The 12403-nt window shown below is 44.9% G+C and carries 11 protein-coding genes and 1 pseudogene; 9 read left to right on the top strand and 3 right to left on the bottom strand.

Annotated elements, in window-relative coordinates; all coding sequences use genetic code 11:
• On the bottom strand, window positions 1-165 hold a 165-nt coding region (locus tag VR7878_RS13585), incomplete at its 3' end, for a transposase (RefSeq protein WP_139343958.1).
• 126 nt (window positions 166-291) lie between these two features.
• On the opposite strand from VR7878_RS13585, the gene VR7878_RS13580 reads away from it, so the two are divergent.
• Window positions 292-546, top strand: a complete 255-nt coding sequence (locus VR7878_RS13580; protein WP_077336631.1) for a hypothetical protein — start codon at window positions 292-294, stop codon at window positions 544-546.
• Between the two features lie 67 nt (window positions 547-613).
• Complete coding sequence (locus tag VR7878_RS13575; protein ID WP_038184140.1) at window positions 614-1240, top strand: hypothetical protein; 627 nt, start codon at window positions 614-616, stop codon at window positions 1238-1240.
• A gap of 58 nt (window positions 1241-1298) precedes the next feature.
• Here VR7878_RS13575 and VR7878_RS13570 read toward each other — a convergent pair whose 3' ends face one another.
• Together VR7878_RS13570 and VR7878_RS13565 are read right to left on the bottom strand one after the other, a co-directional pair.
• The gene (locus VR7878_RS13570; protein WP_261855984.1) at window positions 1299-2000 is read right to left on the bottom strand and encodes a sulfite exporter TauE/SafE family protein; all 702 of its coding nucleotides are present in this window, start codon (window positions 1998-2000) and stop codon (window positions 1299-1301) included.
• 71 nt (window positions 2001-2071) lie between these two features.
• Window positions 2072-2542, bottom strand: coding sequence for a GNAT family N-acetyltransferase (locus VR7878_RS13565; RefSeq protein WP_077336629.1), 471 nt, complete (start codon window positions 2540-2542; stop codon window positions 2072-2074).
• A gap of 322 nt (window positions 2543-2864) precedes the next feature.
• Between VR7878_RS13565 and VR7878_RS13560 the strand changes: the two are divergent.
• The 7 genes and pseudogenes from VR7878_RS13560 to VR7878_RS13535 all read left to right on the top strand — a co-directional run.
• Window positions 2865-4964, top strand: a pseudogene (locus VR7878_RS13560) (type VI secretion system Vgr family protein); the annotation flags it as partial.
• Window positions 4956-5936, top strand: coding sequence for a DUF3289 family protein (locus tag VR7878_RS21390; RefSeq protein ID WP_261855983.1), 981 nt, complete (start codon window positions 4956-4958; stop codon window positions 5934-5936). The pseudogene VR7878_RS13560 and the gene VR7878_RS21390, both read left to right, overlap by 9 nt.
• A complete protein-coding gene (locus VR7878_RS13555) occupies window positions 5933-6337 on the top strand; it encodes a DUF943 family protein (RefSeq protein ID WP_077336627.1) in 405 nt (134 codons plus the stop codon). Before VR7878_RS21390 ends, VR7878_RS13555 begins: the two co-directional genes overlap by 4 nt.
• A 79-nt stretch (window positions 6338-6416) precedes the next feature.
• The gene (locus VR7878_RS13550) at window positions 6417-6821 is read left to right on the top strand and encodes a DUF943 family protein (protein ID WP_077336626.1); all 405 of its coding nucleotides are present in this window, start codon (window positions 6417-6419) and stop codon (window positions 6819-6821) included.
• A 62-nt stretch (window positions 6822-6883) separates the two neighbouring features.
• Window positions 6884-7684, top strand: a complete 801-nt coding sequence (locus VR7878_RS13545) for a DUF4123 domain-containing protein (protein WP_159440470.1) — start codon at window positions 6884-6886, stop codon at window positions 7682-7684.
• Between the two features lie 3 nt (window positions 7685-7687).
• Window positions 7688-11317, top strand: a complete 3630-nt coding sequence (locus VR7878_RS13540) for a toxin VasX (RefSeq protein WP_077336624.1) — start codon at window positions 7688-7690, stop codon at window positions 11315-11317.
• On the top strand, window positions 11314-12288 hold the full coding sequence (locus tag VR7878_RS13535; RefSeq protein ID WP_077336623.1) for an MFS transporter: 975 nt from the start codon (window positions 11314-11316) through the stop codon (window positions 12286-12288). Before VR7878_RS13540 ends, VR7878_RS13535 begins: the two co-directional genes overlap by 4 nt.
• The last annotated feature ends 115 nt before the right edge of the window (window positions 12289-12403 follow it).

Genomic DNA, 12403 nt, shown 5'->3' with positions numbered 1-12403 from the left:
AAGCCGACGGGCTTCGGAGACATCCATTCCCGCATATTTTTTGCGCCAGGTGTAAAAAGTCGCATCCGAGATCCCGTGTTTACGGCACAACTCCCTGACGGGAATACCTGCTTCGGCTTCTTTAAGAATGGTAATGATCTGTTGTTCGTTGAATCGCTTCTTCATGTTCATCATCTCCTTGGTTGGATGAACATCACTAAGTATAGACTGGACTAGATTTAGGGGAGCAGGTCATTTACTATTAACTATATAGGGTACCTATACCTGAGTGGGCGACAAGGAAATACCTACTTGAACCGCGATCGAATAAATCCAAGTCAGCCTAAACCAGATAAATCAGTCATTACGGATAACGGTGAAATTGAAAATGTTTTTGAGATTGACTTCGCTGATATCGGTTTCGACTCAGAAAATGAACTTTTGTCGGGAACAATTAACTTCGAAATAGACTCAGAGGAGGAAGTTCTACATCGCCTTGCCCATCCAGAGCAGAAAAATATAGATGAACATGATTTATTGTTTCTAACCTCATTAAATCGAAAATAAAATATCGTCAATTGAGTACGCGAGCTAATCCAAAAGCGGGTTAGCCCGTGTAATAGAGGTTAACTAAATGGATATTCTGATTCAGGCAAGAACTGCATTCAAAGCAATCCAACTATTATCAGATTCATCTCTAAATCTCTCTCTGACAATACCATTAGATGCCCCTGGTGACGGTGGCTACTTATACATTTTTGAAAACAGAGCTAAGCAGTACGTAGTGAAGCATTATCTGACTAAAGAAGAAATTCGAAGTGAAACTGTTGTAGATTGTGACCTTAATTTACAAGATGGACAGTTTACCATCTTCTATGGCCCTACTTGGGACAAGAAAAGTGCCGATGACTACGCTGCTAGCTGTCAACTAACTAAAGGGGATTTCTCACACTATGAAGGAAGTAGTTTGTCATTAGTAAATGTCTCGGATGAGGTAGTCGCTTGTGAGTATGAAACGCCTAAAGGTTCGTTCAAAATGAATTCAGGCAAGTCGAAAATAGTGGTTCGTGCTGGCGAAGTCTTGGGTCGAGGAAAAAATGTGAGTATTAGTCGGGTACTCGATGATAACGAAGATAGTGGTTTGGTAAATGTGCCTCTGCTTAACGACGAGAAGTTGACTAAAGGTGAAATTTATAATGTTGTACTCACATTATATTCAGTTCAGGGGCGAGTAGCTGCGGGCGTAGTGTTTAGATATTGAGTTAATAGGAAGTGTAACCCACCCAGTAATCTGCGTTGCCTGAAAAGTAAGTATCAGACTATATCATCACACCCCCAATCATTTTGATGGCAAATAAGGTCAGTAACACTTTGATGATTTTAATCATCTTGTCATTATTGGTTCTCAAACGAAGTTTTGTTCCTAAAAATGAACCTAATATAGATCCGATAATCATGTAAATAATCAGGTTTAACTCAGTGAACAGGCTCGCTGTTACAGATAAATAGACTGGAATTTTCGCCATATGGCTGATCGTCATAAACAGCGCACTCGTAGCGATGATTTCATCTTTAGACTTCAGTTGTTTGGTTAATACATTTAAAGCCAGAGGGCCAGTTGCACCGACAACCAACCCTAAACCCGTTTGCAAAAAACCAATCACATAATAGCTTTCGTATCGACCGACTAACGCCGAAAACTTGCTGCTCCACAGGTTGAGTAGAATGTATAAGCCAATTGCAGCGGGGACATAATCCATTGAAATATGAGAGAGACCATAGCCAATAAACAGTGCCCCTATGACGGAGCCAATCAAAAACTTAGGCAGCAGTTTCCATCTGACATATTTTAATGAAAAGAGCATTCGCGAAATGTTACTTGCGAGTTGAACCACGCCATAAGCCGGTATAATTAAGCTAGGGCTGAGAAAGGATGGAAAGACAACAATTAAGAGCATACCACCACCAAATCCAATCGTGGCTGCAACCATGGATGTCAATAATGCGAATAAGCCTAACAGATATTCTATGGTTCGTTTCTCCTTGCTATGTGTATAACGGTAAAAATGAGGCTTAAGCGGTTGGTACTTCGTTATGCGAATTTTTCCACCAGCGCTCGGGTCATAAAACGACTATGCGGATCTTCTTGATAATGAGCAAACGGCCCGCAATAACGGAAACCAAATTTTTCGTATAGCTTTCTGGCCGGGCTGAAGAAGTCGTGAGATCCCGTTTCAAGACTGACTTGCTGATATCCTCTGTCAATTGCGATATTGAGTGCATGAATAAGAAGCTTGGTGGCTACACCGGATTGGCGGGCAGACTTCGAGGTTCTCATTGATTTCAACTCAATATGCTCAGGGGTCAGTTGTTTGAAGGCTAGACAACCTTGCAGCTCATCGCCGTGCCAACCGCTAAAGAAGGTAATTTCCGGAGATTTTAGCGCATTCATATCTAAGGCATGTACACTTTCCGGGGGAGAATTACTGTACATATCTGCCAGATGTTCTTCGAGTAATCTGATCACTTCTCCACCGGATAAATCATCGATTTTGATTTCCATATGCTGAATTTTTCCTTATCTGTATGAGGTTAAATCAGGTGAAGGTATGTCTGAATGCCGTGCGAAAATTTCTTATTCACCATAAAAATCGTTATATATCAAAATGTGAGTCTATTCCAGAACTGAGACGTTCCTCCAGAAAAATACCTTTTCTCTTTACCCGACCCGATTGATTTTCAATTTCATCAAGATTCATATAACCGTTTCGTTATAATATCTCGGTTCTGTTTTCGTCTGCAAAAATAAATAGATAAGCGCATCCACATTCAGACAGAGCAGTCATCTTCATCATTTGCTTATTTAACAATGTCAGGAAAAAACTATGGGGACTTTGAACTTCCGTCTTGTCAGTGGTGTCGGTGAAGCCTTGGTCGTCCGTGACTATCAGGGACATGAATCGATCTCTGATTCATTGGATGCACAGGGAAACCCGGTGTATGGCTTTCGCTATCACATCGAGCTGGCCAGCCGCGATTCCGGCATCAGTGCCGAGCAACTGGTTGATACCGCAGCCGTGCTGGAAGTCATCCGCAATGGCGAAGTGGTGCAGCAAGTCCACGGCATTGTGCGCAGCTTCAGCCGCGGTGATACCGGCCATCATCACACTTATTATTCCCTGACACTGGTGCCGTCCCTTGAGCGGTTGTCATTGCGCCACAACAGCCGGATTTTCCAACAAAAAACCGTCCCTGAGATTCTGGCGATCCTCCTCTCGGAAATGAACATCACCGACTACGCTTTCTCCGTCAAACGCGAATGTGCACCGCGGGAGTTCTGTGTTCAGTATCGGGAGACCGACCTAGAGTTCTTCCACCGGCTGGCGGCAGAAGAAGGCTTAATGTATACCTTCAGCCACGAGGCCGAAAAACATACCTTAATTGTCACCGACAATAGCGCCGGATTTACTCAGCTGGGCGGCAGTGTGCCGTATAACGTGCTGTCCGGTGGTGTGGCTGACACCCCGTATGTCTCCGCCATGCGTGAGACCAAACAGTCCGAAGTTACCGAAGTGACGCAGCGTGACTATAGTTTTAAAAAGCCGTCTTACAGCTTTAAACAGTCGGCACTTGGCAGTGACATGGCCTATCAGTTGCCGGACTACCAACACTACGATGCACCGGGGCGCTATAAAGACGATGCCAGCGGCAAAGCCTTCAGTCAGATTAAGCTCGAACATCTGCGCCGCACCAGTCATACCGCAACCGGTAAAAGTAACGAAGCCAAACTTCAGGCCGGGGTGGTGTTTACACTGGCCGACCACCTTGATAGTGCAATGAATCGCCCCTGGCTGATTGTCGGGATTGACCATCAGGGCAGTCAGCCGCAAGCACTGGAAGAGTCCGGTGGCAGCGGTGCGACGACTTACAGCAACCAGTTTGTCGTCATCCCGAATGAAACCCTGTGGCGTATGCAGCCCCAGCCAAAACCGCAAGTCGATGGCCCGATGGTCGCGACCGTTGTCGGCCCCGAAGGCGAAGAAATCTACTGTGATGAACATGGCCGGGTGAAAGTCTCTTTCCCGTGGGACCGTTACAGCAACGAAGACGAGCACAGCTCCTGCTGGGTGCGCGTCGCACAAGGCTGGGCAGGCGCCCAGTACGGCATGATGGCGATCCCTCGTATCGGCCATGAAGTGATTGTCACCTTCCTCAACGGTGACCCGGATCAACCGATGGTGACCGGGCGCACCTATCACGCGACCAACACGCCGCCCTATCCTCTGCCGGATCACAAAACCAAAACCGTGATTCGCACCCAGACCCATCAGGGCACCGGTTTCAACGAATTAAGTTTTGAAGACCAGTCCGGCAGCGAGAAGATTTACCTCCACGCGCAGAAAGACTATGAAGCGCTGGTTGAAAATGACAGCACCACCCAGATTAAGCATGACCGCCATCTCACGGTTGAAAATGACCGTTACAGCCATGTGCAGGTCAACGACCATCTGAGTATTGACGGTGAGCAGCGAACCGCAATCAAACAGAACCTCACCCTCGAAACCGATGCCTCACTGCATCAGAAAGTCGGCCAGAAAACCATTGTCGATTCAGGCAGCGAAGTGCACCTCAAGGCCGGAAATGCTGTGGTACTCGATGCCGGTAATGAAATCACCGTCAAAGTCGGCGGCAGTTTTATCAAAGTCGATGCAGGCGGCGTGCATGTGGTCAGCGGTGCGATCAACCTTAACTCCGGCGGCAGTGCCGGCAGCGGCAGCGGTTACGCCGGCCAGCTTGCAACCATACCGAACCTCCTCACCGCGTTAACAGCTCCGGAAGAGGCGCAGGCACCGTCATTTACGGCAAGCGAGGTGCAAGCATCACCCCAGCTGATTCCTTATTCTCCGAACCTGATTCAACAGGTTGAAGCAGATATGCTGACTGGCAACCCGGTCACACCGGTCTGTAAAGTCCCCGTGGGCGGCCCATGTCCGTTTAGTGATTTTGACCCCAGTAGTTTGGCGACATCCCCAGCGACATCAGCTTCCGGCCAGAACTCAGCTCAAGGCAAGTCATCAGCAGGACGCCAAGCCGAGAATGAAGCTCAGGAAATCCCTCTAGCAACACCAGTCATGATTTTTGAAACCAGACGTCAGATGGACGATATGGATGCCAGAGACATGCATCATGGGGATTATGATGAGCAGACATTAAAAGAACAGTTCGATTTAACAGATGTTTCGGCCAAACTCAATGCCTATACAGGCCTGAAGTACCCGGATATTCATACCAGTTATGGCGACTTTGGTGGCTTTAATCCCTACTCTCAACAACCCGAAGAGTATCTCAGCCTCGCCGAACGGTCAGAGATTATGTTTGATGAGTTTCGTGACCTGGCGAAGATGTTCTCATGGCATGGTGCCTATAAAAATGTCATTCATGAAATGATAACGCATATGCAGAAGAACACCGGCGAGCCGTTCAGTTCTCCATTACTGGATCAGGCGCTGAAAGAGCAGATTGAAGGGGATGATTCCGAGAATAGTTCTTTGTTTTTCATCAAGTCTGCCTTGAAAAACAATATTGATTGGAGTCACAGTATTTATCCAGAAACTAATACTCAAGCTTTGAATACTGCAGTTCAGGGGGCAATTTTACCGCAGTTTGATGACTTAGAAGATTTTACTAATGGATTAGTAATTTGTGTTCATGACTCATGGTCAACTCAAATTACTCTTCAATCACTGGAAGTGAGAGAAGACCAGTTCACTGCAGCAATTCATTATAGAGTTCAGGATCATTTCGGGCTGGATGATACCGATATATGTAACCCTGTTTATAAACAATTCCGCATTTTCCGGTTGTGGTTTGTATTACAGAGATGGCAAGAATTTAATTTTAAACCATTTATTACTGAAATGAATGCCACTGTAACAATTAAAGGGACTCGAGCATGAACAAAAAATTATGGGTAATTCTGACATTTATTTTTTGTGGATTGCTCTATTTCGGTTATCAGATACTTCATCCTGTAGAGATTGTCGATGTTCATCAGGATAAACATTGGACTGATATTGTGGTTAAAAACTTCCCGGTAACCCGTCGGGGAAAAATCCAATGGTGGAAAGAGAACCAAGGTTTCTTAAAAGAAAAGTATGGTATTCCTAAACCATTTAATGATGGAACTTTTGAAATTACTTTCTGGGATATTGGCTCTGGTTATCGAGTAGATCGAATGGTTGATCAAGATTCTGATTTACTCTGTTTTAAAGATATGGACAAGAAAGCAAACTGTATTGAAAAAAATCAGGTTTTTAGCATATCTATGTCGAAAAATTTGGGATTGCAATATCAGTAATATGGCGTTGGGGACAATTTGACTTTAAGCCATTTATTACTGAAATGAACAGTGTAATTACAATTTAAGGAAGCAGGAAATGAGTAAGAAGTTGAGTTTTGTAATCATGCTGCTTGTGTGTGGTATGGGGTATGGCGTTTATTTATGGTTGCTTCCTGTACAAATAATTGATGTACACCAAAAAAATAATTGGACAAGTGTTGTTGTTAAAAACTTTCCGGTAACACAACAAAGGAAAATTGATTGGTGGGATAAGAATAAGGACTACTTAAAAGAGCATTATGATGTCCCAAAGCCAAATAAAAATGGTCATTTTGATATCATATTTTGGGATATTGGTTCTGGTTATAAAGTTGATCAAATGACTGATGAAGACTCAGATTTACTTTGTTTTAGTGATATGAAAACGTCGAGAAACTGCATTGAGAAAAAGAGAGTCTTTTGGGTCTCGTTGGGACGAAACGGTGGACTTCAGTTTCGTTGAAAGTACTGAGAACACAAGTTAATGGTGGCATGGAAAGATCTGATGATAAGGTATGGGCAAACATGCTGAATTTAACACACGAATATCACGGTCAGGCGGTCAACTGGTATGCCGTGGTTCGCGGTGATACCGGGCTGGCGGCTGCGGTTTATCAGTGGATTGACGGCCATCAGATTGAGCCGCTTTACCTGATGACCGTTTTAGAGACCTTACAGGATGAGAGCCCGCTGGTGATTGCCCTGAAATATGGTGGCGGTGACCCGCTGACTGACAGACTCCCGCCTGAGCAGACGCTTTACTTCTCTGCCCCGGCTCAGGTGTCGCTGGCCGAAGTGCTCCATCAACTGCGTACGCGGATGGTGGTTTATTTTGAAGGCAATACAACCGGCCTGCTCCATTACTATCATCCTCAGGTTGCCAGTTACTTTTTCACGCTGGCAGCCGCTGAAGAAACCAGTGGATGGCTCGGGTTATGCTGCTCAGCAATGGTCTATCGCCAACAATTGAGTGAGCCGCCAGGCTGGGTCGAAGTCGGTGATGGGCATAGTGAAGCGGACCCGGATGTCTGGGTGATGCAGCCCGGTCAAGCGCAGGCACTGGCACGCCTGAGCGAAGATAAAACCATTGCGGCATGGGCACAGCAGTCTGATATCCGTGAGATTGACTGGTTATGTCAGCATCAGGTTACCCGTTTCTGCGACAACCACAACATTCAAGCAGCACCGCTGCAAAACCAGTTACGTCTGTGGGCTCAGCAGAACCAGTTTTATTTAGATACCTTCCAGCCGGAAGAGCAATTCTTAGCGCTCCAGCCGGAGCAGAAAATAGCACAATTAGAACAACGCGTGGCGAGAGGATTATAACTTATGGCTTGTACATGTGATCATAACAAACTGCTGTTGATCGAAGTCACCGGTACCCAACACGACACCCAGCAGGATTTTACGTTCTATGATCTGACCGATATGAAGCAACAATTCGCGCTGGAGGGAAAGAAGTATACCGACAAAGCCCTCGCTGAAACGACGATCTACGGCTGGGACTGGTGTCAGGAAAAAGAAAATCGCAATGTCTGGCTCTCGGTGAAAGCCAGCGATGGCCCGATCATGCTGCCGCTGTTCGACAATGTCAGCCATACCCAACGGATCGCAAAAGGCCCGCAAAAATATCAGCTCCATTCATTTATCCCGCTGACGCTGTTACCCACATTTAAAGAGCACGCAACCCCTGAAGAGCGCATTGCTCCTTTACGTGACGGTTATCTCTATATTGCTTACAACGGCAAAATCTGGCGGGAAATCGAAGTTTCAGCCACGGATGCCGGAGAGCCCTGTTTCAAAGACGTTAACCTCTTTGCTTATCGGCAAGGCCGGGATAAGCCGGTCAAAACCGAGACGAAACGTGAAGTCACGGGCGAAGCATTAAAAGAGATTTGGTACCCGGCCAAAGAGAATGGCCGTAAAACCGATATTCGCATGGCGTACTCAGAGGTACAGTGGAGCGGTGCGCGGATCAACCGCCTAGAAGCCCACCTATCCGAATTGAACAAGCGGATGGAAAAAATCGCAGAAAATTCAGCACAGATGCGAGTGATTCGGGCAGAAGCCAAAAAGCAAGAAAAACCATTGCCCGAAATGCGGATGCGAGAAATGGAGACAGAAATGTTTCTTGGCGAGCCTAAAGACTTTAATCGTAATCTTGCAGGAAGCTGGTTATCTGAGGCGACAGCATCCATTAAATCTTCAATCCAAAGCGCTTGGAACAGTGGTGATGAAGCAGTCCGGCAATTTGGGATTCATCCGGATCATTCCCCTTATTATTACGACTCGATTCTACGCCAAAGCATGTTGCTGGAATTATTGCAGGAAGAAGAGAAAAAGAAAAAATCAGCAGATAACACCACGAAACAAGCAGACACAGCACCGGGAGAAACAAATGACTCGGATAAAAAACCAGACTGGACAAGACCTTCAGTCAACGATTATCTGGCAGATGCAAAAAATCGTCTGCTTCGAGGTATTGTGTTAGCCGACCCATTATTTAATATCCGACATAAAAGTTTTCTGATCAAAGGATGTGTGAGTTATCTGGGGCTCCTACTCAAAGATACATCCATGCAGAAATATTTTGCCAGTGCTGAGCTGGTACAACGCTTTTTAATGCCGAAAAAATGGGGAAATCAGGAAAACCCCTACCATGATTATACGGATACCAGTGACTTCGATACTTATTTCGGTGGGCGTTTTCATCGCACATTGCGGACAACAGAAAGAGAGAAGTGTCGCTCCGTACTTCGTCATATTCAGAGCCGATTAGCGCATGAAATTGAAGAAGAGGTATTCGCATCGGTATTGAAAGATATCACAAGTTTGGATGATACCAATGCTGCTGCAATTTATCCGTTTGTCGGCAACGCAGTCAGTTCTCTGGCAATCAATCCGGAACAAATTGATACCTTAGAACCAAAAGAAAACTGGGGTAAACTCGATTATCAAGACAACTTGGTCAGGCTACTCAATAATGATCGTCAACATCCCTTGCATGAATTGTTGTTTATTGAAGAAGGTAAAGTCACATTAGAAGCCGAATATAAAGCACCAAAGCCTTTCAATGACGGCTCCGGTCTTTGTACACCAGAGTCTATCGCTCGCTGGGCCGATGATAATTTGTTGGTCAAGCCTAAAGTAATGGAAGTATTGGAAGTCGCTCAGCTTTTCCCTGATGACGCCTCTGATAATGGCGAGCAGCAATTTCCGACGGTTCGCCGAATTTCAGGGACTATCGACGGTAATCTTCGCGACTATTTCAGTGCCTTAAATAGTCTGTCAATTGAGTTAAATAAAGTCTCTTCAACAGCCATTCAGTTCAGTGCTGTTTATGCGCCATTACTGGCAACCATGAAAGCCATGAGCCCCAAAGTATTTGGCAGACTCACTTATATTGATATTAATGGTGCAAAAACCACAGGCTATGTCGTCGGTGTTCATGGTCAAGGGCTGGAATGGGGATTATCAGAGGCCGATCGCAATTATGTCTCCAGTCGTAAAGGCGGCAAGGCGATGGGGCGAGTCTATGAAGAGAACGGAAAACTCGTTCTTTCAACAAATAAGAAAGCTGCTGCGAGAGTCGCAGCCGAAGCCGGCGAAGCATTATCAGCAAAAGCCCCTTTAAAAGTTGTCGTCGTTCCTGAGACCGATGATATTGCCAAAGCCTATAATCAGGTTAACGCCAAACGGGCGCTCAGTGATATAGGCAAAGAGGGAATTACCGCCAGTAACGCCTACGAGAAACTGCGTATTCCACATTTTTTGGTCTGCATAGAATTATGGAATTTACGGGCAAACTGGCAGCATTTTGTGAATCTTTCTCAAGGAAAAAATGTCAGATATTCTCTAGCTAATATTTCCAGTGTAGTTTTAGATTTGAGTATCGCTATAACGCATAGTGTTAATCTAACTTTGGGTGCAGGTGCAAGATTTACTGTACTGACAACATCAGAGTGGATTAGAGTTGGTGGAAAATTTGCATCAACACTTGAAAGTGTTGGGTTGCGAACGATATATTCTCGTCTTGCCTTTGCCAGTGTTTCCGCAGGCTTTTTAACTGCTGGAATTGCTATGTACGATGCAATGAACCTTGTAAATAGTAATGATGACGATGCAGCCGCTGCAATGTGGGCAGTTGGTATCGGTACTGCGATGGCAACATTCGGGGGTATGGCCGCTGAAGGCGCGGCTCTTTCTGTATTGGGCCCGTGGGGAATAGCCATTATGATTGTTGGCGGAGTTTTATATATGTTCCTCAAAGATACCCCGATCGAAATCTGGCTGAAAAATGGTCCGTTTTCAGCAGATCCAGGCGATGATTATCAGCATTTACAGGATGCCGATATAGCCTTTCAGCGGCTATTAGGGATGTTGCTGAATGTTGAAATCAATATGTATGATATTCAGACACAAACACGACTGTCTGATGCTGAGAAGTCGGAGTGGAAACAAGCCGGTGTCACACATTTATTATGGGTTCGATCAAATATGTCTCAGCTACTGAATCAGGATAAAGAAAGCGCTTTACTCTTTGTTCGTCAGGCCATTATGGAGCATAAAAGTCGTCTGGTGGATACACCTAGTCGGACGGGATATGTCAGAACACATACGTTGATTGATATTGATAAGGACAATGATCAGCCATTGAAAATTGAATCAACGGCTAACGGGGAGTTATATGGTTACGGTTTTAGAAAAAGCGTCCCTAAAGACAAGTTAGATACCGGGTTCCTCTATTCAAAACATGAGTTATACCATTATGAAGCAGGTTTTCTCGTTCGCTTACAATCTGTTATTAACGGGATGATATTTCCCGTAGCAGCCTTAGATGATCCCACCCCCTCCCCCCAACCGGGGCACGGACAACAGCCAACGTTTAAAGATGAGGATAATGCTGATAAATTCTGGCTGCATTACCAGTTACCACTGATTGAAGAGAACGCTGAATGACTTACCAACCCACGGCCTATAACAGTGAACAGTTTACCCCACAGCCTCAGCCGGAAAAATCTCGGGGGTTAATGGAAAAAATGCGCAAGCGGGGGCAGGTATTTCCTTTTTCTCAAGTAAACAAAAGTATCTCTACATTATCAATTAGACAGCAGAAACCTTCTTTAGCTAGTAATGAATCTACTCTAGATAATCTATTTTGGAATCACCAAAGTATACAACCTTTAGAATTTCGATCTTGGGCTCATATATATTTATTTATATCTGGACTAGCAAAGTTTTTTTTATGCTTTATCTATCCTTTACTATGTATCTTAACTTTAATAATGATTTTTGGTGATGCGGGCATTAATATGGCAATTCAAACAGTGCTTGATATTAGTTTATATTTAGCATTACCAGCCTTTATTATTTATTTACCCATATTTATTTTTAATCGTATCGATCCAAATATGAGCAAGGATCAACTAGAACGTTGGTTTGCCCGCAAAAAGTATTGCCTGAACCGTGAAACAGGTATGGTTACTCTCTACGGTGCGGGTAACCGCAAAATCTTTACCCACCCATTTATTGAGTTTGACTGTATTCTTGCCAGTAACCCTAATCATCAGGGATTGCTGAGTTACCGTTTGATGCTGGTTCATCGTTATAATAACTACAAATATGGGGTGAATATTGGCTCTCTGGTCGGGGTAAATGCCCCTGTTGCCGAGTATCACCGCCTATGGAATATGATTCAGCAATATATGGATGTCAGCAAACCGCTGCCCGATATCCCGATGTTAGAGCCGTTCCGCCATCTTGACCTGACCACAGCCGAGTATGACCAACAAACCAATCGCGACCCGCGCTACTGGCGAAACATGACGGATGAAGCATTTGAAGCTCAGTTAACCAAGATTGCCAAAGAGCAGGAGCAAAACAATATTCCTGCCAGTGGCCCAATATTGAATATTTTTGCCGAAGCGTAACGGAATAGGAGAGACGAATGTCTCTCCTTATGGATTTCTAAATGGGGGAGCAGTGAACTGCTTCCCCATTTTTATCTCAATTCAATCCCTTCTACAGCTTCTGTAATCAAATTCA

Origin of the sequence: Vibrio ruber DSM 16370 (assembly GCF_900163965.1) — a bacterium.
GTDB lineage: Bacteria > Pseudomonadota > Gammaproteobacteria > Enterobacterales > Vibrionaceae > Vibrio > Vibrio ruber.
The sequence above is the reverse complement of the archived record's forward strand: the minus strand, read 5'-3'. Positions and strand labels throughout refer to the sequence as shown.